Origin of the sequence: Oryzobacter terrae, assembly GCF_042756445.1 — a bacterium.
In the GTDB taxonomy this organism is placed as follows: domain Bacteria; phylum Actinomycetota; class Actinomycetes; order Actinomycetales; family Dermatophilaceae; genus Oryzobacter; species Oryzobacter terrae.
This window is the reverse complement of record NZ_CP170578.1, coordinates 2630696-2650957: the sequence shown is the minus strand read 5'-3', so window position 1 is coordinate 2650957 and position 20262 is coordinate 2630696. Positions and strand designations below refer to the sequence as shown.

Here is a 20262-nt window from a genome sequence, read left to right as displayed (position 1 = left end):
CGCACTCACCAACGGGGCGGCGGCGACCCGTTACGGGTGGAGCGCGTCGAACTCGGCCTCGGACACGGCGTCGGCGTCGGCGTCGAGTCGGACGTGCGCCAGGAGGGCGTGGACGACGCGCAGCGCCGCCGCCGCGCGCTCGCCCCAGTGCGAGAGGTAGCTGAACTGCCACCACCACAGCGCCTCGACCCGGCGGCCGGCGTCGTGGTGGGCGAGCCCGTGGCTGAGGGCCGAGGCGATGTCGACGAGGTCGTCGGAGAGGCGGCCCACGGTGGGCTCGGGGTCGAGGACGGGGTCGGCGACGTCGGCGTACTCGTCGAGGCCCTCGAAGACGTTGCCGAGGCCCTCGCGCAGCGGGTCGAGCTCGGGGTCGGGGCCGGAGTCGGGCTCGAAGCGCTCGACGGGGACGACGTCCTCGACGGCGCCGAGCCGCGCGCCCATCATCGTCACCTGCGAGAGGGCGAGGAGGGCGAGGGGCAGCGCGGCGTCGGGGCTGTTGCCCGCGGCGATCTCGCGGATGGTCAGCAGGTACATCCGCGCGTCGGCCGCGGACTCCTCGGCGAGCACGGCCCAGTCGTCAGACATCGATGAGCCTCCGTCCCTCGAACGCCCGCCCCAGGGTGACCTCGTCGGCGTACTCGAGGTCGCCGCCGACGGGCAGGCCGGAGGCCAGGCGGGTGACGCGCAGCCCGAAGACCTTGAGCATCCGCGACAGGTAGCTCGCGGTGGCCTCGCCCTCGAGGTTGGGGTCGGTGGCGATGATGACCTCGGTGACGACCCCGTCGCCGAGCCGGGCGAGCAGCTCGCGCACGCGCAGGTCGTCGGGGCCGATGCCGTCGATGGGGCTGATGGCGCCGCCGAGGACGTGGTAGCGGCCGCGGAACTCGCGGGTCCGCTCGACCGCGACGACGTCCTTGGGCTCCTCGACGACGCAGATGGCGTGCTCGTCGCGGCGCGGGTCGAGGCAGATGCGGCAGCGCTCGGCCTCGGCGACGTTGAAGCAGACCTCGCAGAACCGCACGCGGGCCTTGACCTCGGAGAGGGCGTGGGTCAGCCGCTCGACGTCGGCCGGGTCGGCCTGGAGCAGGTGGAACGCGATGCGCTGGGCGCTCTTGGGACCGACGCCCGGCAGCCTGCCGAGCTCGTCGATGAGGTCCTGGACCGCGCCTTCGTACACACGTCGAGCCTACGACCTCGCGGCGACCGCGGGCCCGGCGCCGCGCCACCAATCACGCGCCACCCGTCACGCGCCGCTGCTCACAGGCACCCGTCACGCGCCACCCATCACGGGCCGCTGCTCACGGGCACCCGTCAGGCGCGGCCCGCGAGGACGTACCCGCCGGCCTCGTCGAGGGCGGCCGCGACCTCCTCGTCCGTCAGCTCGCGGGCGCCGGTGACCGTGACGAGGGACTCACCGCCCCCGACCACCTCGACCTCGACCCCGCCGACCCCCTCGAGGGTGCCGACCTCCTCGGTCACGGCCGCGGCGCAGTGGCCGCAGGTGAGCCCGGTCGCGCGGAACTGCTGGGTGGTGGCCATCGGTCCTCCTCGTGGGTCAGATGCCGACTGCGGCGCCCGTGGACTCGGGCGGCAGCTCGTTGTAGGTGTCGGCGCGCTCCTGGCCCGACAGGGCGGCGATGGCGTCCATGACCTCGTCGGTGAGCAGGCGGCGGGCCCTGCCGGCGGGCATCGCCGCGTACGGCGCGGGGCTGATGGGCCGGCCGAAGGCGACCCGGACCTTCGCCACGCGCGGGAAGCTCGACCCGATGGGCATGACGTCGTCGGTGCCGACGAGGCCGACCGGGACGACGGGGACGCCGGCGGTGAGCGCCAGCCACGCGACACCGGTGCGTCCCTTGTAGAGGCGGCCGTCGCGCGAGCGGGTGCCCTCGGGGTAGATCCCGAACCCGCGGCCCTCCTGGAGCACCCCGAGGGCGGCGTCGAGGGACTCCTGGGCGGCCCGCGAGGAGTGCCGGTCGACGGGGACGGCGCCGATGCCCTCGAAGAACCCGCGACGGATGCGCCCGCCGATCCCGGTGCCCGTGAAGTAGTCGGACTTCGCGAGGAACACGACGGTGCGCGGGGCCACGATCGGGATCGCGAAGGAGTCGATGAAGGACAGGTGGTTGCTCGCGAAGAGGACGCCGCCCGTGGGCGGCACGTTCTCCTTGCCGGTGACCGTCGGCCGCCAGAGCAGCTTCGACAGCGGCGCCACCGCACCGTGGCTCACCGTGTAGGCGAGACGGCTCACCGCTCCTCCTCGCGGATGACCGTGCCCCCGAGGAGCCGCTCGACGACGGGGACGCCGACGTCGCTGAGGTCGTCGAGCGACTCGTCGTCGTCGCTGACGGCGGTGTCGTCGACGACCCGGTCCTGCGGCGCGACCTCGGGGTTCTCGACGGCCTCGGCCCTGGCGCGCTCGAGCGGGCTCGCCCACGTCGGTGCCGACTCCGGGGCCGGGGGGGCCTCGGACCAGCTGGGCGCCGGGGTGTCGGGCGAGGTGGCCCAGCCCTCGACGGACGGCGGGGCCGACGGGCCCGAGGAGGCCTGCGCGGGCGGGGCGCTCGCCTCGGACCGGGTGCGCTCGGGGGCGGGCGCCTGCTCGGGCGGCGCGTCGTCGACGTCGTCGGGCTCGGGCGGGGTGGGGACGCCGGCGGGCAGCTGACGGGCGGGCGGGGAGAACGACGGTGACCCCGGGACACCGGACCCGGCGGCGTCGGACGGCACGCCCTCGACCCGGGCGTCGACGCCGAGGACGTCGATGAGCGCCTGGCGGACCCAGTCGGCGTGCGGCCCGCGGCGGAACGTCTCGGCGAGCCCGACGGTGGAGATCGCGAGGAGGACGCGGCGCCCGTCGTAGTCGGCGACCTGGGCGTTCTGGGAGACGAAGGTCCACGTGGAGCGGCGCATCTCGAAGAGCTTGGCCAGGACGTCGGGCCACGAGCGGCGCAGGGCGTCGGTGTCGAGGCCGCCCGGCCCCTTGGCCGGTGCCTGCGGCGCGACCGCGGCGGCCTCTTCCGGCGGGGCGTCGGAGGCGGGGGTGGAGGTCGGAGCCGGCGCTGGAGCATCGGACGGCTGCGGCAGGGAGGGGTGCGAGGCACGCGAGTCCTGCTGCGCCACAGCGGGCTCCGCCGGGTCGGGCCCAGCCGTTCCCGGCGCCTGAGGTACCTCGGCCGGCGCCGCGGGGGCCCGGGTGGCGACCGGAGCAGCGGCCGCGGGACCGGGCGCCTGCGTCGGGACGGCGGGCGAGACCGGAGCCGGGGGAGCCGTCGAGACCGGAGCGGGCGGGGGTGCCGCCGTCACGGGGGCCGCGGGTGCGGGTGCGGCAGAGGCGGACGACGGCCCGGACGACGCGGCCGCGGTGGGCACGCCCCCGACGTCGAGGCGCCGCTCGAGCCGGTCGAGCCGGGCGGCGTAGCCGGCCTCGCCGGCGGCGGCGGGCAGGAGGATGCGGGCGGCGATGAGCTCGAGCTGGAGCCGGGGCGCGGTCGCGCCGGTCATCTCGGTGAGTCCGGCGTTGACGACGTCGGCAGCGCGCGACAGGGCCCCGGCGCCGAAGCCGGCGGCCTGCGCACGCATCCGTTCGAGCTGGTCCTGCGGGACGAGGCGCAGCACCGCCGAGGCGCCCTCGCCCGTCGCGTGGACGACGATGAGGTCGCGCAGCCGCTCGAGGAGGTCCTCGACGAACCGGCGGGGGTCGAGCCCGGTCTCGACGACCTTGTCGACGACCCGGAAGACCGCCCCGGCGTCCCCCACGGCGAAGGCGTCGATGGTGGCGTCGAGGAGCTCGCCGTCGGTGAAGCCGAGGAGGGCGGCGGCCGACTCGTAGGTCAGCCCGTCGGTGCCGGACCCCGCGATGAGCTGGTCGAGGACCGAGAGCGAGTCGCGCACCGAGCCGCCGCCGGCCCGCACGACGAAGGAGAGCACCCCGGGGGCGACCGCGACGCCCTCGCGACCGCACAGCTCCTCCATGTACGCCTGCAGCCGGGCGGGCGGGACGAGCCGGAACGGGTAGTGGTGGGTGCGCGAGCGGATGGTCCCGATGACCTTCTCGGGTTCGGTGGTCGCGAAGACGAACTTCACGTGCTCGGGCGGCTCCTCGACGATCTTGAGCAGGGCGTTGAAGCCCTGCGGCGTCACCATGTGCGCCTCGTCGATGATGTAGATCTTGTAGCGGCTCTGGGCGGGGCCGTAGGAGGCCCGTTCGCGCAGGTCACGGGCGTCGTCCACGCCACCGTGGCTGGCGGCGTCGATCTCGATGACGTCGACCGTGCCCGACCCGCCGCGGGCCAGGGCCACGCACGAGTCGCAGGTGCCGCACGGCTCCGGGGTGGGCCCGTTCTCGCAGTTGAGGCAGCGGGCCAGGATGCGCGCGCTCGTCGTCTTGCCACACCCGCGGGGGCCGCTGAACAGGTAGGCGTGGTTGACCCGACCCGTGCGCAGCGCCTGCATGAGCGGCTCGGTGACGTGCTCCTGCCCGATGACGTCGGCGAACGACTCGGGCCGGTAGCGGCGGTACAAAGCGGTGCTCACGCGCCCAACCTAGTCGGCGTCGAGGACAGCGGGTACGCCGTGTTCACAGCCCCCGACGTAGGCTCGTCCCGTGCGCATCGACGTCTGGTCCGACATCCTCTGCCCGTTCTGCCACCTCGGCCGGCGGCACCTCGAGCTCGCCCTCGAGCAGTTCGAGCACGCCGACGAGGTGGGCGTGGTCTGGCACAGCTTCCAGCTCGACCGCACCGCCCCGGCCGTCGACGACCTGCCCGTCCTCGACCGCATCGCGGCGAAGTACGGAGCCAGCCGCGAGCAGATGGTCGCGCAGCACGAGCAGATGGCGCGCGACGCCGCAGCCGTCGGTCTCGACTTCGCCTGGGAGCAGCTGAGGGGCGGCAACTCCTACGACGCCCACCGCGTGCTCCACCTCGCCCGCAGCCTCGGGCGCGAGCGCGAGGTCACCGAGCGCGTCATGCGCGCCTGGTACTCCGAGGGCGCCGCGATCGGCGACCGCGAGGTGCTCGTCGGCCTCGCCGTCGAGGGCGGGCTCGATGAGTCCGTCGTGCGCGAGACCCTCGAGTCCGACGACTTCGGCATCGACGTGCGCACCGACCTCGCCCTCGCCGGCCAGATCGGCATCACGTCGGTCCCGACCTTCGTCCTCGACCAGAAGTACGGCGTCAGCGGCGCCCAGCCGGTCGAGGTGCTCCTCGGCTCCATCCGCCAGGTGTGGGACCTCCAGGGCACCGAGCCCGAGGAGGTCGCGGCCGGCGGCGGGTGCGGTGGCGGCTGCTGCGGCGGTGCCTGCGGCTCGGGAGGCGAGGCCGACGGGCTCGACACCGACGCGGCCGGCGGGTGCGGCTGCGGCGCCGGTGGCTGCGGTGGCGCGTGCGCCCCGGCCGACGAGGACGTCGCCTCCGCCGCTCGCTGAGCCACGTCCTCCGGCACGGTCGGGCTCGCGCGGGGCTGTCGGGTGCGGCGGCGCTGCCGGGTGCGTCAGGCACGGCGGACACGAGGACACCCCGCGTACCTGGAAGAGCCCACCTGCCCTTGCTGCATTCCTGCCCTGGGGGAGTTCGGCGGGGTACCACCACGCGGGGTGCCGCTCCGATCGTAGGCGAGGCGTCGGCCTCCACGGAAATCCTGCACCCACCCGCGCATCGGGTGTGGTCCGGGGCCATGACGCCTGCGAACCTGTGGACGGAGGCGACATGCCACCGGGTGGGGGGCGCCCCTACGGTCGTCCGCATGCCCGAGACACCCGTCGCGACGGCGCGCCGGTCAGCAGGGTCAGCACCGTGCGCGCCGGTACCGACGGACCCCCCGCGGCCCCCCCGCCCCCCGCACGAAAGGCCCATCGCATGAGCACCGTCAGCCAGGCCAGCCCGGCCGGCGCCGCACCCGAGCAGGGAGACCGGACGAACATCGTCAAGGTCGTCTTCGCCAGCGTCGTCGGCACCGCGGTCGAGTGGTACGACTTCTTCCTCTACGGATCGGCCGCCGCGCTCGTCTTCGGCGTCCTGTTCTTCCCCGACAGCGACCCGCTCACCGGCACGCTGCTCGCGTTCGGCACCTACGCCCTCGGCTTCGTCGCCCGCCCGCTCGGCGGCGTGGTCTTCGGCCACTACGGCGACAAGGTCGGCCGCAAGAAGATGCTCGTCGTCTCCCTCTTCATGATGGGTGCGGCCACCGTCGCGATCGGCCTCCTGCCGACCTACGCGGCCATCGGCGTCGCCGCGCCGATCCTGCTCCTGGTCTGCCGGCTCGTGCAGGGCTTCGCCGTCGGCGGCGAGTGGGGCGGCGCCGTCCTCATGGTCGCCGAGCACGGCAAGGACGAGAACCGCGGCTTCTGGTCGAGCTTCCCGCAGGCCGGGGTCCCGCTGGGCAACCTCCTCGCCACCGCGGTGCTGTGGGTCCTGTCGGTCTTCCAGTCCGAGGAGGCGTTCAACTCCTGGGGCTGGCGCATCCCGTTCCTCCTGTCGGCCGTCATGGTCCTCATCGGCCTGTGGGTCCGCCTCAGCCTCGAGGACTCCCCCGTCTTCGCCGAGGCCAAGGCCGAGATCGAGAACCGCGACGAGAAGCACGTGCCGATCCTCGAGGTCGTCAGGAAGTACCCCAAGGAGGTCCTCCTCGCCATGGGCATGCGGATGGCGGAGAACATCTCGTACTACATCTTCACCATCGTCGTCATCACCTACGTCACGACCTACCTCGACCAGCCCAAGGGCGTCGTCCTCGGCGCGCTCCTCGGTGGCGCGGCGATGCAGGTCGTCCTCATCCCGCTCATCGGCGCCCTGTCCGACCGCATCGGACGCCGGCCGCTGTACCTCGTCGGCGCCGTCGGCGTGGGCGTGTGGGGCTTCGTGTTCTTCTCGCTCATCGACTCGCTGAGCGGCGGGAGCATCCTCCTCGCCGTCATGGTCGGCCTGTTCTTCCACGCGCTGATGTACTCGCCGCAGGCGGCGTTCTTCTCCGAGCTGTTCGGCACCTCGGTGCGCTACACCGGCGCGTCGGTCGGCTACCAGCTGGCGTCGATCTTCGCGGGGGCGCTCGCGCCGATCATCGCGCTCAAGCTCCTCGGCGACGTCGAGACGAAGAACACGACCGCGGTCGGCATCTACCTCGCCATCGCCGCCGCCATCACCGTGGTGTCCGTCCTCCTCGCGAAGGAGACGCGGAACACCTCGCTGCGGCACGACCGGGTGGTCCCCGCCGCCCACGAGTGACGTCGCACCACCTCCCCGGAGGGCCGGTCCCGCACCTGCGGGGCCGGCCCTCCGGCCGTCCGTGGGGCCTCCGCGGCCCGGCGGGTGGCGGCGTGGGTGGTGCCCCGGATGTCGGGGACGGCGCGCGGTCGGCGACGATGGAGGTTCCCGACCCGGAGGACCCGATGACCCCCCGCACCCTGTTCACGTGGCTCGCGCGCGCCGAGGCCGTCACCTGGACGCTGCTGCTCGTCGGCATGTGGCTGAAGTACCTGACCCGGGCCACGGACCTCGGGGTGCGGGTCTTCGGGCTCGCCCACGGGGTCGTCTTCCTCGCGTTCGCCCTCGCCGTGATCGTGCTGTGGGTCGACCAGCGGTGGCGCCTCGCCGATGCCGCGGTCGCCCTCGTGGCGGCGGTCGTCCCGTTCGCCACCCTGTGGGTCGAGCGTCGCGTCGAGCGGCGATCCCTGGCCCCGGAGCGCTGGCGGCTCGGTCCCGACGGCGAGCGTCCGGCGACACCCCTCGAGCGCGTCGTCGCCGGCGCCCTGGCCCGTCCCGCCCTCGCGCTCGTCGCCGCCGCCCTCGCGGTGGGGCTCACGACGGCCGCGCTGCTCGTCGTCGGACCGCCCCCGGTCCCCGGCAACGGCGCCTGAGGACGGCGCCCCGCCACCTCGTCCTCGGCCTCAGGGGCGGACGAGCCAGACCCAGCCGGTCGCGCTGAGGAGCATGGCCAGGACGAGCTGGGTGAGCAACCCGAGGCCGATGCTGAACAGCAGGCCCGCGAGGCCGCTGCGCCGCTTGCCGGCGGCAGCCTCGCCCGCCGGCTGAGCGGCCTCCCCCGCTGCCTCACGCTGGTCGGGCCATGAGGGTGAGTCGACGACGTCGAGCGCCCGCCCCCGCTCGCGGGCCGACAGGTCGCGAGGCCGCCTCAGGTGCTCGGCCACGGCGTAGACGACGACGCCGACGCCCAGGGTGGGGAAGGCGAACCAGAACCAGAACCACCGGGTCCCGTGGACCGGTCGGGGACCGAGGAGCAGGAGCCCGAGGAAGAGCACGCCCACGGCGAACCCGGACCAGGCCGCCCATGCCGGGAGCTCCGTCCTCGGGGCGTCGGTCCACGTCCTGGCCGCCGGGACGTCCGCCGCCCGGAGCAGCCCGGTGTACTCGGCCGGGAGCGGGTCGGTCGTGAGGTCGAGCACGCGGGTGAAGGGCGCCGAGGACGTGGCGTAGGCCAGCGTGACCATCCCCGGCTGGTCGCCGTCGACCGGCCGCCCGTCCGCACCGAGCGTCACCCACCAGAGGTCGAGGTTCTCGACCCACGACACGTCGTCGGTGTGCGTCATCGCGACGGCGCGCCACGCGACGACGTCACCCGAGGCCAGGTCCTCGCGGAACCGGGCGTCGGAGACCAGTCGCGGCTGCAGGAGGACCGTGATGACGAGCCAGGCGACCCACGCCGTGAGGACGAGGGCACCGACGAGCCGGTGGGCGTCCCCGGGCTGCCGGTGCCGGAGCCGGTCGAGGACCGCCGCGACCCCAGGTGACGCGCTGCTCCCCACGTGCGTCGTCGACCCGCCCCCGGTGTCCATGACACGCAGGATGGCAGCGGAGCGCGTCGAGGGCAACGATTTCGGGGAGGGAGGCTGCCTCTAGTAGCCTCGCCCGCGGAGGATTCGCATAGTGGCCTAGTGCGCACGATTGGAAATCGTGTTGGGATAAAACCCTCGGGGGTTCAAATCCCCCATCCTCCGCCAGACACCGACGGCCCCGATCGCCCGCGACCGGGGCCGTCGGCGTGCGCGGAGGTCCGCCGGGTACCGCGGGGTGCGAGTTCTCGCAGAACCCGGCGTGCCGCGTCGGTCACCGGCCCTATGCTCCGGACGACACTCACGTTCGACCCCCGGGGGACCCATGCGACGCCTCGCCGTCATCCTTCCGCTCGCCGCGCTCGTGGCCGCGGGCCTCACCGCCGTCCCGGCACAGGCCGTGCCGCTGCCCACGTCGGGCGTCACCGCCTACTCGGTCGACACCGGCGCCCTCCCGGGGGCCGGCTGGGGCACCCGTTTCGCGCTGGAGAGCTCCGCGGCCGGGGCGAGCGGCAACGCCCTCGGCGGCGGGGGCCTCACCGTCGGGGGCATCTCGGGCGGCACCTTCGCCCGCGTGTTCGTCTCGCCGCCCACCGGAGGCGGCTTCGCGGTGGGCACGTACGACATCCGGGAGGTCGCGACGGCCACCGAGGCGCGGGTCCAGATCGACGGCGGCACCCCCGCCGAGTGCTCCACCGTCTCGGGCACCCTCACCGTCCACGAGGTCGCGCTCGACGCCGGCGAGGTCACCAGGTTCGCCGGCTCGGTGCGGGGCAACTGCGGCGAGGGCGAGCCGGTGTTCGCCCAGGAGATCCGCTGGAACTCCACCGTCCCGTTCATCCGCCTCACGGCCCCGGTGAGCACGTCGACGCCGTCGACCACCGTGACGGTCGCCGTCCCCTCGACCGCGACCTTCGGCCAGGTCATCGGCAGCGGGACCGACGCGAAGGTCCGCGTCGTCAATGACGGCTGCAGCAACCGGACCGTCACCGGAGGCACGAGCTGCCCGATCACCATCGCCGCGACGCCTGACTTCTTCGGTCCGGCCCAGGACCTCCTCACGCTCCCCGACGGCGGCGCCGGGCGGAAGATCCCCGTCACCGTCGTCGGCTACGACACGGCGAGCGGTGCCTACGCCCCGCTGAGCCCGGCGCGGCTCCTCGACACCCGTCGCCGGGTCGGCATCCCCACGACCACCCCGTTGGGCGGCGGACGCTACGTCGACCTCCAGGTGACCAGCAGGGGCGGCGTGCCGTCGACCGGTGTCTCCGCGGTCGTCCTCAACGTCACCGTCGTCGCCCCGACGAGCCAGGGCTACGTCACCGTCTACCCCACGGGCACGAGCAAGCCCACGGCGTCGTCCGTCAACTTCAACAAGGGCTGGACCGGTGCCAACCTCCTCACCGTGAAGGTCGGCACCGGCGGCAAGGTGCGCATCCACAACTACGCCGGCAACACCCACGTCGTCGCCGACGTCGTCGGGTACTACAACGCGCCGACGAGCACCCGGACGAGCGGCTACGGCGGCTACTCGGGCATCGAGCCGGCGCGCATCGCCGACACCCGCCTCGACGCCGACCCCCTCCAGCCGGGCTGGTACCTCACCACCGGCTACGACTTCGGCGAGTTCAACCCCCACATCACCGCCTTCGCCGTGAACATCACCGTCACCAGGCCCACCGGCTCGGGACACCTCACGGCCTGGGACGGCGAGCAGTTCCCGGCACCGAAGACCTCGACCCTGAACTTCACGGCGGGGCGCACCGTCCCCAACATGGCGATCGTGCCGACCTCCGAGTGCGGCGCCGACTTCTGCCCCGAGGACCCGACGATCCCCCTCATGGGGGTGCTCAACACGAGCAACGGCAACGCCCACGTCGTCGTCGACCTCGTCGGGGTCTACGACGACAACACCCTCGACGGCATGTGGCGCTTCCGGCCGCTGGCCAAGCCGACCCGCATCGTCAACACCAAGCTCGCGCAGGGCATCAACGGTGCCGTCGGTGCCGGCGCGACGAAGACGGTCGCGGTCCCCGACACGGTCTCGACCTTCAACTCGATGGCGGTCGTCACGAACACCACGGCCAACAAGCCGACGAAGACCACGGTCCTCACCCTGTGGAACGACGACATCGCGCGTCCGGGCGTCAGCAACCTCAACCCCTACGCCGGTCAGCTCGTGTCGAACATGACGATCACCGACATCGGCGCCGACTGGGGCTTCAAGGTCCACAACGCGACCGGCTCGACGAACCTCGTCATCGACGTCGCGGGGACCATGGAGAACTACCCGGCGGTGGCCGACCCGGGTGCCGCGGCCGACCTGCGGGCCGACGGCGTCGACGCCCTGCGGGACCGCGCGGCACAGCGGGCCACCGGTGACACGCGCGCCTCGGCGCCGCACCTCACGGGCACGCCCGTCAGCTTCGCCCCCCGGCAGCGCTGACGACGCGTCCCACGACCACGGCCCCGGGCACCCGCCCGGGGCCGTCGTCGTGGCGGCGGCCGGGGCTCAGGCGAGCGGGAGGCGCTCGCGCACTCGGGTGCGCTCGTCGTGGAGGTCGATGAGCCGCTGCTCGTCAACGCCGGGGACCGCCCCCGAGGCACTGATGAGCCGGCAGGTCGCCCACGACTCCACGGCCTCGTCGTACGCGTCGACCCACCGCAGCCAGGCGCGCTCGGCCGCCTCGTCGGCACACGGCCAGGACACCCCGAGCGCCGGTTCGCCGAGGCGGTGGGGCTTCGGGGTCAGCCGGGCCCGGTAGCTGTCGTGCGTCGCGCAGAGCTCGACGTACAGGGGGTCGGAGTCGAGGGCGACGAGGATGGCGCGCGCCCGGTCCGACAGCGGCCCGGCCGCCGCGCCGCTCACGAGGACGCGCAGCCCGGCGGCCGTCCGGTAGACCCGCACCCCGAGGTCGGGGTTGGCGCGGGCGAACTCCCACACGGGCTCGCAGGCGAGCGCCTCGGCGACCGTGGGACCGCTCCCCCCGGTCGAGCCCACCGGTGAGGCCGACCCCGCCGAGAACATCCCGTGGGCCCCTCCCGGTCGCCCGGCTGACGGGGAGTCGAGCCCCGCGGCGTCCTGCGCCCCGGTCTGCTGCGGTGGGGGGTCGGGACGACCGAGGACGAGCCGTCGCAGGAACCCCGCGACCCCGGCGCCCGCCCCGCGACCGCCGCGACCGCCACGGCCGCGGGACGAGGCGGCGCCCTCATCGAGACCGTCGACGTCGACGTCGGCGATGAGGAGCAGGTCGGTGCACAGGACCTCGCAGCCCATCCGGTTGCGGGTGACCACCCCGAGCCGCCGCCCGTCGTCGGAGAGCACCTCCTCGAGGACCGGCTCGCGCAGCGGTGTCCTCGGGTAGTAGCCCCTCGTGGCCGGCAGCCGCCCCTCGAGCGCCACCCGGTCCAGGGTCTCGGCGAGGCGCCGGCGGCCGACCTCCGCGGCCTCCTCGTCGGACTCGGTCGACCAGCCCCACACGGCCAGCGGGCCGCCCGAGGACCCGAGGTGGGGGCTCCACCCCTCGACCCTGACCCAGTGCTGCGGCACCTCCATGGCGCGCAGTCTGTCAGCCACCGCGGCGCGCGGCCCGCCGCCGGTCGCCTGCGAGATCTCGCAACGTTTCGCCCGAGGTCGCGCGCCGTGCGTGGTTTCGGGCCTACCCTCCCTCTACCACGACTCACACCTCTCCCTGGGAGAACTCCGTCACCATGCGTCGCCACACCCTGACCGTCCTCGCCTCGGCTGCCACCCTCGGTGCGCTCGTCGTGGCCACCCAGCCCGCGGTCGCGACCGCGGCCCCCGCGCCCGCCGCTGCCGCTGCCGCCGCTGCCGCGATCGCGCCCACCGGCGCCTACACGCCGCTCACCCCGGCCCGCCTCCTCGACACCCGCCGCAGGACCGGGGTCACGACGACGACCCCGATCGGCGCGGGGAAGAGCATCGACCTCCAGGTCACCGGTCGCGGCGGCGTGCCGACGGCGGGCGTCTCCGCGGTCGTCCTCAACCTCACCGCGGTCGCGCCCACCAGGCGCGGCTACCTCACCGCGCACCCGGCGACGATGGCGCGCCCGACCGCGTCGTCGATCAACTTCAACGCCGGCTGGACGGGCGCCAACCTCGTCACCGTGCCGATCGGCACCGGCGGGAAGGTCCGGATCTTCAACGCCGCGGGCCTCACCCACGCCGTCGCCGACGTCGTCGGGTACTACCACTCCGCGTCGAGCACGTCGACGGCGCTCGGGTCCTACGAGGCGACCGACCCGACCCGCCTCGTCGACACCCGCCTCGAGCAGGACTGGGGACGCATCCCGCTCGGGCCGCAGGAGTACCTGTGGGCGTCGGTGGACTTCGAGGACGTGGACTTCAACGCGCGCGTCGAGGCCGTCGCCCTCAACGTCACCGCCGTCGCACCGACCCGGCAGGGCCACATCACCGTGTTCAACGGTGACGGACCGTCGAGCATCCCCGCCACCTCGACGCTGAACTTCGCGGCCGGGCGCACCGTCCCGAACATGTCCATCGTCAAGGTCGGCCACTGCTCTCCCCCGGAGTGCGAGCTGGCCAACACGCCGCGCTTCGGCGTCGCGAACGCCTCGACCGGCGCCGTCCACATCGTCGTCGACGTCGTCGGGGTCTACTTCACGGCCCAGGAGGGTGACAGCGGCTGGCGGTTCAAGTCGCTCTCGTCGCCGAGGCGATTCGTCGACTCCCGCCTCGGCCAGGGCCTGGCGACCAACCTCGGGTCCAACGTCGAGAAGGTCGTCACGGTGCCGTCGACCATCGCCGGGCCCGCCACCCGGGCCGTCGTCACGAACACGACGGCGGCGCAGCCGACGGTCACGACCGTCCTCACCCTGTGGCCCGCCGGCATCGCCAGGCCCACCGTGAGCAACCTCAACCCCTACGCCGGGCAGGTCGTGTCGAACATGACGATCACGCAGCTGACGGGCGCGGACTTCCGGGTGCACAACCGGGTCGGGACGACGCCGCTCGTCATCGACGCGGCGGGCACCTTCGAGGACTTCCCGACCGGACCCGTCGCCCTGCGCGGCGCAACGGGCCTGGCGACCGACCGTCCGTCGCGCACCGCGCCGACCTCCACCGTGGGTGGGGTCACCGGCTGGTGAGCCACCCGGGTCGCGCCCCTCTGGGTGGTGCGCGCGCTCCCGGTGATCCGCGGGTCAGCGGCCGGTCCGACCGAGAGGTCGGGCCGGCCGTCCGCGTGCCAGGGGGTCAGGCGCTCCGGACGTGGACGTACCGCGCGTGCCGCGGCAGGTCGCCCGACACCGCCAGCTCCGCGCCGAGGAGGCGGGCTCCCTCGAGCGCCCCACCCTGCGGCGCCACGGGGGCGGGCCCGACCTCCGAGACGGCGGCGACGAACGCGGCTTGACGCTTGGTTACCTACCCGGCGGAGGTCAACGGAAGATGCGTGTCCCAAGGGTGAAGATCGCGTCAGAATCCCGCCGGCAGCTCCCGTCGCGTGTGCTCAGGTGGCTGCCCCGGCGACCGGCTGGGCACACGCGAGGGAGCCGCTGGGCGCGGAGGACGCCCGCCGGGCCACCGTTCGGCGACGGAGGGCTGGCGGCCGGGCGCCCGGGCTGCGCACGATGGGCCCATGAGCACCGGCGCCTGGGCAGCGGCCCACGAGCAGTCCATCACCGACCCGACGGCCTTCTGGGGCGCCGCGGCCGAGGCGATCGAGTGGGCCACCCCTCCGACGACCGTCCTCGACGACTCGAACCCGCCGTTCTACCGCTGGTTCCGCGGGGGCCGGCTCAACACGTGCTTCAACGCCCTCGACCGCCACGTGCGCGACGGCCGCGGGGACCAGGCGGCCCTCGTCCACGACAGCCCCGTCACCGGGACCGCGGCGACGTTCACCTACCGCGAGCTCCTCGACCGCGTCGCGACCTTCGCGGGGGCGCTCGCCTCCCTCGGCGTCGAGAAGGGCGACCGCGTCGTCGTCTACATGCCGATGGTGCCCGAGGCCGTCGTCGCGATGCTCGCCTGCGCCCGCCTCGGCGCGGTGCACTCGGTCGTCTTCGGCGGGTTCGCCCCGGCCGAGCTCGCCGCCCGGATCGAGGACGCCCGACCGGTCGCCGTCGTCTCGGCGAGCTGCGGCATCGAGACGACGCGCGTCATCGAGTACAAGCCGATGCTCGACGCCGCGCTCGACCGCAGCAGCCACAAGCCCGAGTCGGTCATCGTCCTCCAGCGACCCCAGGCGCGGGCGGCGGTCGGCGAGCGCGACACCGAGTGGGAGGAGCTCGACTGGGACGAGCTCGTCTCCGACGCCGAGCCGGCCGACTGCGTCGACGTCGAGGCCACCGACCCCCTGTACGTCCTCTACACCTCTGGCACGACCGGGCGCCCCAAGGGCATCGTCCGCGACAACGGCGGCCACGCGGTGGCGCTGCGCTGGTCGATGGAGAACGTCTACGACATCGGGCCGGGCGACACGTTCTTCACGGCCTCCGACGTCGGCTGGGTCGTCGGCCACTCCTACATCGTCTACGCACCCCTGCTCACCGGCGCGACCACCGTCCTCTACGAGGGCAAGCCGGTGGGGACCCCCGACGCCGGCGCCTTCTGGCGGGTGTGCGCCCAGTACGGCGCGAAGGCGATGTTCACCGCGCCCACCGCCTACCGCGCCATCAAGCGCGACGACCCCACGGGGTCCCTCCTCGCCGGGTACGACCTGTCCCGGCTCGAGACCGTCTTCCTCGCGGGCGAGCGGCTCGACCCCGACACCTACGCGTGGGCCACCTCCACGCTCGGCGTCCCCGTCGTCGACCACTGGTGGCAGACCGAGACCGGGTGGCCGATCGCGGCGAACCTGCGTGGCCTCGAGCCGATGCCGATCAAGCCCGGGTCCCCCTCGGTGCCCGTCCCCGGCTACGACGTCCGCGTCCTCGACGACCGCGGCGAGGAGGTGCCGCGCGGCACCGAGGGCGCCATCGCCATCCGCCTGCCGCTGCCCCCCGGGACCCTGCCGACGCTGTGGGAGGACGACCAGCGCTACGTCGACGGGTACCTGTCGGTCTACGAGGGGTACTACCTCACCGGCGACGGCGGCTCGGTCGACGACGACGGCTACCTCTACGTCATGGGGCGCACCGACGACGTCCTCAACGTCGCCGGCCACCGGCTCTCGACGGGGTCCATCGAGGCTGCGCTGGCCGGGCACCCGGACGTCGCCGAGTGCGCGGTCATCGGGGTCGCCGACGAGCTCAAGGGCCAGGTGCCGCGCGGGCTCGTCGTCCTCAAGGGCGGGGTCGACGGGGCGGCCCAGGGCGAGCGGATCCGCGCCGAGCTGGTCCAGCGGGTGCGCGACGAGGTCGGAGCCGTGGCGAGCCTGCGCCGGGTCGACGTCGTCGCGGCCCTGCCGAAGACGCGCTCCGGGAAGATCCTGCGCAAGACGATGCGTGAGATCGCCGACGGCACGGTGCCGGTGGTGCCGGGGACCATCGAGGACGCCTCGGTGCTCGACGCCCTCACCCCGGTGCTGCGCCCGTCTCCCTGAGGTCGGCTGTCGGTGGTCCGTCGTACCGTCGGGGCGAGCCACGAGGGAGAGGACGCACGATGACGGGGTACGTCGAGCCGCCGCGGGCCGGCACCGAGGCCGAGACGCTCATCGGGTCGCTGGAGCGGCAGCGGGCCACCTTCGCGTTCAAGTGCGAGGGGCTGACGGCCGAGCAGCTGCGGCACCGGATCGGGTCGTCCGAGGTGACGATCGGCGGGCTGCTCAAGCACCTCGCCCACATGGAGGACCTCAACGTCACCCACACCCTCGCGGGCCACGACATGCCGGCGGTGTGGCGGGCCATGCCGGAGGACGACCCGGGGGCCTTCGCGTGGAGCTCGGCCGCCGACGACTCGCCGGACGAGCTCTACGCGCTGTGGGCCGACGCCGTCGAGCGCTCCCGCGGGGTCGTCCTCGACGCCGTGCGGACCATCGGTCCCGGCGGGACGTTCGAGGTCAGGCCCGGTGTCGAGGTGAGCGTCCGGCGCCAGCTCGTCGACCTCATCGAGGAGTACGCCCGCCACACGGGCCACGCCGACCTCATCCGCGAGGACGTCGACGGGCGGGTCGGCGAGGACCCGCCAGGGGAACGGCGGCCCTTCACCCTCCCCTGACCCCCTCGCCCGGCCGCGATCGCCCCGCAGCCGGGGCCCGAGCCCTACGATCCCGTTCACGCGAGACGGGGAGGTCGAGGTGGCCGGGAGGTTCGGGCGGCGGGTCGTGCGTGCGGACCTGAGGAGAGCCGACGTCGTGGCGAGCAGCGGGGCGTCCGCGTACCGGTTCGGTCAGTACCTCGAGGACTCCCGCTTCGGCCGGTGGTTCTGGCTCGTCGCGGCGGTGACCCAGCTGCTCCTGTTCGCCGGACTGCCGTTCCTCCTCGTCTGGGGCATCTGGGAGCGCAGCGACCTCGACCGCGGGGACCCCGTCCGGATCGGGATCGTCGCCATCGTGGCGGTCCTGTTCTGGTGCGCGGCCCTGGTCTGGCAGGGCTCGGTGCGCGCGATGGTCCGCCACCTGTCGGCCCCGCGACGCGAGTGGGACCCGGGCGACGACGAGGAGCAGGCCCTGTCGGAGGGAGGGAGTTGACTGGTGACGTGGACTCCCCGACCGGCACCGGACCGACCACGACGGCCGGCGCCGCGGGTGCGGCGGGTGCGGCGGGTGCGGCGGCACGCCTGGAGGAGGAGCGCGCGGCCCTGCTCGAGCGGGCGGCACGGATGACCGACGACATGACCGCGCTCGTCGACGCCTCGCGCGGCTCCAACGCCGACGACGAGCACGACCCCGAGGGCCAGACGATCGCCTACGAGCGCTCCCAGCTCGCCGCCCTGACCACCCAGGCCCACGCCCACCTCCTCGAGGTCGAGGCGGCCCTGGAGCGGGTGGCGGCCGGGACCTACGGCACCTGCGAGGTGTGCCGGCAGCCGGTCGACCCCGAGCGCCTCGAGGCGCGCCCGACTGCCCGTACCTGCGTGCGCCACGCCACCCCCGCCCGCGCGCGCTGACACGACGCCCGGCCGCCGCCGTCGTCAGGCGCGCGGACGGTCGCGGTACTGCGCCGGGGTCACGCCGACGAGGGCGGTGAAGTCGCGGGTGAAGTGCGCCTGGTCGTACCACCCCCAGCGGTGCGCGAGGTCGGCGAGCGTGCCGTCGAACCCGGCGTCGAGCTCGGCGACGGCGTCGTGCATCCGGTACCGGGCGAGCACCCACTTCGGCCCGACGCCGACGAGGTCGAGGAAGAGCCGCTGGAGGGTCCGGGCCGAGGTGGCGAACCGCGCCGCGACGTCGGTGACCGTGAGGAGGTCGTGGTCGGCGAGCATCGTCGCGCACACGGCGAGGAGCAGGTCGTGGTGCTCGTCCGGTCCGGGGTCGAGGGCGACGAGCCCGTCCTCGGCGGCCGCGGCCCACCGCTCGGGGTCCTCGGCGAGGGCCGGGTCGGAGAGGACGGCGCAGAGCTCGTCGGGGAGGACGTCGCTCGCCGGCACCACCGCGTCGGTCCAGTCGCGGGCCGGGCCGTTCGTGAGCGCAGCCAGGCCCCCGGGCCGGAACCGGACGCCCGCCACCCGCCCGCGCCCGCGGACCTCGACGTCGAAACGGCGGGTGACGACCCCGGTCACGAGGAGCACCTCCCCCGGCGGCAGCCCGTCGCGGGTGTGGTCGCCGACCTCGAGGGTGAGGCTGCACGTGGGGTGCGGCAGGGTCTGGCTCGGGAACGCCGTGCCGTCGGGCAGGTCCCAGCGCAGCGACCAGTGGTTCTCGACCCACCGCTCGACCCCCGGACCGCAGGCCCACCGCCGCACGTCGACGTGCCGGGCGAGGAGGTCGGGGCGCAGGATGCCGGAGGTCGAGGCCGTCGGCTGCGACGTCGGCGCGCGCGTCGCGGTGGCCCCGCCGCCTCCTGTCGCCTTTGTCCTAGCCGCCACGACCGCAGCCTAGGCAGGATCGGTGACACCGACACCCGTCCCCGACGAGAGGCAGCACCCATGGCACTCGCCACCTTGAAGATGGTCACCCTCGACAGCACCGACTCCCGGCGCGACGCCGCCTTCTGGTCGGCGGTCCTCGGCTGGGAGGTCGCGGCGGTCGAGGACGAGTACGCGATGCTCAGCGGCCCCGGAGGGCTCGCCCTCGGCCTCGGCACGCTCGCCGACCACGAGCCGCCCGGGTGGCCGAACGAGCACGGCAGCAAGCAGTTCCACTTCGACCTCGCCGTCGACGACCTCGACGCCGCCGCCTCCGCGATCGTCGGGCTCGGCGCCACGCTCGCCGACGAGCAGCCGGGCGAGACGTGGCGCGTCCTGCTCGACCCGAGCGGCCACCCCTTCTGCCTCACCCTCGCGGGCAACTGGGGCTGACCGACGCTCGCCCGTCCCCGGCGCCGCCGGCGCCGAAGACGCCACCGGAGCCCCGGGCGCGACCGGGGGACGGACGCGGCCGCGCCCCGGCCACCGCTCGGGGCAGGGTGGAGCCGTGGAAGGAGTCGTCCTCGGGTTCGCGACCATCGCCGTGGTCATCGCGGTGGGTGCCCTTGTCGCCCACCTCGGCATCGTCGACCTCGCGGCCCAGGGCGTCCTCGCCCGAGTCTCGTTCTTCGTCGCCACCCCCGCCCTGCTCGTGACGACCGTGGCGCGGGCCGACGTCCACGACGTGCTCTCGCGGTCGCTCGTCGCGACGGTGGTCGGGGTGGCGGTCCCGGCGACGATCTACCTCCTCGCCGCCCGACGGTGGCGACGCACCGCCGGTGAGCGCGTCGTCGGCGCCCTCGCGAGCTCGTACGTCAACGCCGGCAACCTCGGCATCCCCATCGCCGCCTACGTCCTCGGCGACGCGGCGCTCGTCGCGCCGACGCTCCTCCTCCAGCTGCTCGTCCTGCAGCCGCTCGCCCTCGCCGTCCTCGACGCCGACGTCGCCGGGCGGCGGCCCCGGGCGCGCGAGGTCCTCGTCGGGCCCTTCACCAACCCGCTCACCGTCGGCACGCTCGTCGGGCTCGTCCTCTCGCTCACCGGCTGGCGGCTGCCCGAGGTCGTCGCCGCGCCCGTCGAGCTGATCGGCGCGATGGCCGTCCCCGGTGTCCTGCTCGCCTACGGCATCTCGCTGCGGCTCGGGCCCGGGTTCGGTGGTGGCGTGCCCCGGGGTGAGCTCGCGCTGACGAGCACCCTCAAGCTCGCGGTCCAGCCCCTCGTGGCCTGGGCGGTCGCGCACCACGCCCTCGGCATCTCGGGGGCCGCGCTCCTGGCGGTCGTCGTGTGCTCGAGCCTGCCGACGGCGCAGAACATCTTCGTCCACGCCACGCGCTACGACCGCGCGACGACGCTCGCCCGCGACACCATCCTCGTGACGACGATCGGGGCGGTCCCCCTCATCGCCGTCGTCGTGCTGCTCCTCGGCCCCTGAGCCGTCGCGGCCGGCCCGCCCCCGCGCGGGGTGGTCACGCATGGCCCGAACGGGTGG

General features: G+C 74.3%; 19 protein-coding genes, 1 tRNA gene and 1 other RNA gene. 12 read left to right on the top strand and 9 right to left on the bottom strand.

The genetic code is table 11. The features are described from left to right. Positions 1-30: 30 nt before the first annotated feature. From ACFWN3_RS12560 to ACFWN3_RS12540, 5 genes are all read right to left on the bottom strand, one after another. Positions 31-585 carry a DUF5063 domain-containing protein gene (locus ACFWN3_RS12560; RefSeq protein ID WP_377640071.1) on the bottom strand — a complete coding sequence of 185 codons (555 nt, stop codon included), beginning with the start codon at positions 583-585 and terminating at the stop codon, positions 31-33. Then, positions 578-1177 carry a recombination mediator RecR gene (gene recR, locus ACFWN3_RS12555; RefSeq protein WP_377640069.1) on the bottom strand — a complete coding sequence of 200 codons (600 nt, stop codon included), beginning with the start codon at positions 1175-1177 and terminating at the stop codon, positions 578-580. Before recR ends, ACFWN3_RS12560 begins: the two co-directional genes overlap by 8 nt. Positions 1178-1311: 134 nt before the next feature. Further along, a complete protein-coding gene (locus ACFWN3_RS12550; RefSeq protein ID WP_377640067.1) occupies positions 1312-1539 on the bottom strand; it encodes a cation transporter in 228 nt (75 codons plus the stop codon). A gap of 16 nt (positions 1540-1555) precedes the next feature. Then, positions 1556-2251, bottom strand: coding sequence for a lysophospholipid acyltransferase family protein (locus ACFWN3_RS12545; protein WP_377640065.1), 696 nt, complete (start codon positions 2249-2251; stop codon positions 1556-1558). After that, complete coding sequence (locus ACFWN3_RS12540; RefSeq protein ID WP_377640063.1) at positions 2248-4533, bottom strand: DNA polymerase III subunit gamma and tau; 2286 nt, start codon at positions 4531-4533, stop codon at positions 2248-2250. Before ACFWN3_RS12540 ends, ACFWN3_RS12545 begins: the two co-directional genes overlap by 4 nt. Positions 4534-4603: 70 nt before the next feature. Here ACFWN3_RS12540 and ACFWN3_RS12535 point away from each other — a divergent pair, with 70 nt between their 5' ends. Further along, positions 4604-5425 carry a DsbA family oxidoreductase gene (locus ACFWN3_RS12535; RefSeq protein WP_377640061.1) on the top strand — a complete coding sequence of 274 codons (822 nt, stop codon included), beginning with the start codon at positions 4604-4606 and terminating at the stop codon, positions 5423-5425. 79 nt (positions 5426-5504) lie between these two features. Here the strand turns inward: ACFWN3_RS12535 and ffs are convergent. Then, positions 5505-5601, bottom strand: an RNA gene (gene ffs, locus ACFWN3_RS12530) — signal recognition particle sRNA small type. A gap of 254 nt (positions 5602-5855) precedes the next feature. Between ffs and ACFWN3_RS12525 the strand changes: the two genes are divergently transcribed. Beyond that, on the top strand, positions 5856-7220 hold the full coding sequence (locus ACFWN3_RS12525; RefSeq protein WP_377640059.1) for an MFS transporter: 1365 nt from the start codon (positions 5856-5858) through the stop codon (positions 7218-7220). Positions 7221-7384: 164 nt separating this feature from the next. Beyond that, positions 7385-7852 carry a DUF3817 domain-containing protein gene (locus ACFWN3_RS12520; protein ID WP_377640057.1) on the top strand — a complete coding sequence of 156 codons (468 nt, stop codon included), beginning with the start codon at positions 7385-7387 and terminating at the stop codon, positions 7850-7852. Positions 7853-7882: 30 nt separating this feature from the next. Here ACFWN3_RS12520 and ACFWN3_RS12515 read toward each other — a convergent pair whose 3' ends face one another. Then, on the bottom strand, positions 7883-8788 hold the full coding sequence (locus ACFWN3_RS12515) for a hypothetical protein (protein WP_377640055.1): 906 nt from the start codon (positions 8786-8788) through the stop codon (positions 7883-7885). Positions 8789-8865: 77 nt separating this feature from the next. On the opposite strand from ACFWN3_RS12515, the gene ACFWN3_RS12510 reads away from it, so the two are divergent. Both ACFWN3_RS12510 and ACFWN3_RS12505 read left to right on the top strand, forming a co-directional pair. Beyond that, positions 8866-8953, top strand: a tRNA-Ser gene (locus tag ACFWN3_RS12510). 157 nt (positions 8954-9110) lie between these two features. Beyond that, positions 9111-11231, top strand: a complete 2121-nt coding sequence (locus tag ACFWN3_RS12505; RefSeq protein WP_377640053.1) for a hypothetical protein — start codon at positions 9111-9113, stop codon at positions 11229-11231. A 66-nt stretch (positions 11232-11297) separates the two neighbouring features. Here the strand turns inward: ACFWN3_RS12505 and ACFWN3_RS12500 are convergent, their stop codons facing one another. Continuing rightward, positions 11298-12341, bottom strand: a complete 1044-nt coding sequence (locus tag ACFWN3_RS12500) for a hypothetical protein (protein WP_377640051.1) — start codon at positions 12339-12341, stop codon at positions 11298-11300. A gap of 155 nt (positions 12342-12496) precedes the next feature. On the opposite strand from ACFWN3_RS12500, the gene ACFWN3_RS12495 reads away from it, so the two are divergent. The 5 genes from ACFWN3_RS12495 (at position 12497) to ACFWN3_RS12475 (ending at position 17816) form a co-directional block, all read left to right on the top strand. Then, positions 12497-13915 carry a hypothetical protein gene (locus ACFWN3_RS12495; RefSeq protein WP_377640050.1) on the top strand — a complete coding sequence of 473 codons (1419 nt, stop codon included), beginning with the start codon at positions 12497-12499 and terminating at the stop codon, positions 13913-13915. Positions 13916-14403: 488 nt separating this feature from the next. After that, positions 14404-16311, top strand: coding sequence for an AMP-binding protein (locus ACFWN3_RS12490; protein WP_377640049.1), 1908 nt, complete (start codon positions 14404-14406; stop codon positions 16309-16311). 59 nt (positions 16312-16370) lie between these two features. Next, a complete protein-coding gene (locus ACFWN3_RS12485; RefSeq protein ID WP_377640047.1) occupies positions 16371-16925 on the top strand; it encodes a DUF664 domain-containing protein in 555 nt (184 codons plus the stop codon). A 136-nt stretch (positions 16926-17061) separates the two neighbouring features. After that, complete coding sequence (locus ACFWN3_RS12480; protein ID WP_377640045.1) at positions 17062-17397, top strand: hypothetical protein; 336 nt, start codon at positions 17062-17064, stop codon at positions 17395-17397. Between the two features lie 8 nt (positions 17398-17405). Continuing rightward, positions 17406-17816: a TraR/DksA C4-type zinc finger protein gene (locus ACFWN3_RS12475; RefSeq protein ID WP_377640043.1), complete on the top strand. Its 411-nt coding sequence runs from the start codon at positions 17406-17408 to the stop codon at positions 17814-17816. A gap of 24 nt (positions 17817-17840) precedes the next feature. Here ACFWN3_RS12475 and ACFWN3_RS12470 read toward each other — a convergent pair whose 3' ends face one another. After that, positions 17841-18734 carry a DUF6597 domain-containing transcriptional factor gene (locus ACFWN3_RS12470; RefSeq protein ID WP_377640041.1) on the bottom strand — a complete coding sequence of 298 codons (894 nt, stop codon included), beginning with the start codon at positions 18732-18734 and terminating at the stop codon, positions 17841-17843. 60 nt (positions 18735-18794) lie between these two features. On the opposite strand from ACFWN3_RS12470, the gene ACFWN3_RS12465 reads away from it, so the two are divergent. Next, positions 18795-19166 carry a VOC family protein gene (locus ACFWN3_RS12465; RefSeq protein WP_377640040.1) on the top strand — a complete coding sequence of 124 codons (372 nt, stop codon included), beginning with the start codon at positions 18795-18797 and terminating at the stop codon, positions 19164-19166. Between the two features lie 115 nt (positions 19167-19281). After that, positions 19282-20205 carry an AEC family transporter gene (locus ACFWN3_RS12460; RefSeq protein ID WP_377640039.1) on the top strand — a complete coding sequence of 308 codons (924 nt, stop codon included), beginning with the start codon at positions 19282-19284 and terminating at the stop codon, positions 20203-20205. Positions 20206-20262 lie beyond the last annotated feature (57 nt).

What these genes read in the sequence shown, in the direction of transcription:
- ACFWN3_RS12490 (WP_377640049.1), top strand. Translation starts at nt 14,404, where the DNA reads ATGAGCACCGGCGCCTGGGCAGCGGCCCACGAGCAGTCCATCACCGAC.
- ACFWN3_RS12560 (WP_377640071.1), bottom strand. Translation starts at nt 585, where the DNA reads ATGTCTGACGACTGGGCCGTGCTCGCCGAGGAGTCCGCGGCCGACGCG.
- ACFWN3_RS12550 (WP_377640067.1), bottom strand. Translation starts at nt 1,539, where the DNA reads ATGGCCACCACCCAGCAGTTCCGCGCGACCGGGCTCACCTGCGGCCAC.
- ACFWN3_RS12485 (WP_377640047.1), top strand. Translation starts at nt 16,371, where the DNA reads ATGACGGGGTACGTCGAGCCGCCGCGGGCCGGCACCGAGGCCGAGACG.
- ACFWN3_RS12520 (WP_377640057.1), top strand. Translation starts at nt 7,385, where the DNA reads ATGACCCCCCGCACCCTGTTCACGTGGCTCGCGCGCGCCGAGGCCGTC.
- ACFWN3_RS12525 (WP_377640059.1), top strand. Translation starts at nt 5,856, where the DNA reads ATGAGCACCGTCAGCCAGGCCAGCCCGGCCGGCGCCGCACCCGAGCAG.
- ACFWN3_RS12505 (WP_377640053.1), top strand. Translation starts at nt 9,111, where the DNA reads ATGCGACGCCTCGCCGTCATCCTTCCGCTCGCCGCGCTCGTGGCCGCG.
- ACFWN3_RS12495 (WP_377640050.1), top strand. Translation starts at nt 12,497, where the DNA reads ATGCGTCGCCACACCCTGACCGTCCTCGCCTCGGCTGCCACCCTCGGT.
- ACFWN3_RS12465 (WP_377640040.1), top strand. Translation starts at nt 18,795, where the DNA reads ATGGCACTCGCCACCTTGAAGATGGTCACCCTCGACAGCACCGACTCC.
- ACFWN3_RS12515 (WP_377640055.1), bottom strand. Translation starts at nt 8,788, where the DNA reads ATGGACACCGGGGGCGGGTCGACGACGCACGTGGGGAGCAGCGCGTCA.
- ACFWN3_RS12500 (WP_377640051.1), bottom strand. Translation starts at nt 12,341, where the DNA reads ATGGAGGTGCCGCAGCACTGGGTCAGGGTCGAGGGGTGGAGCCCCCAC.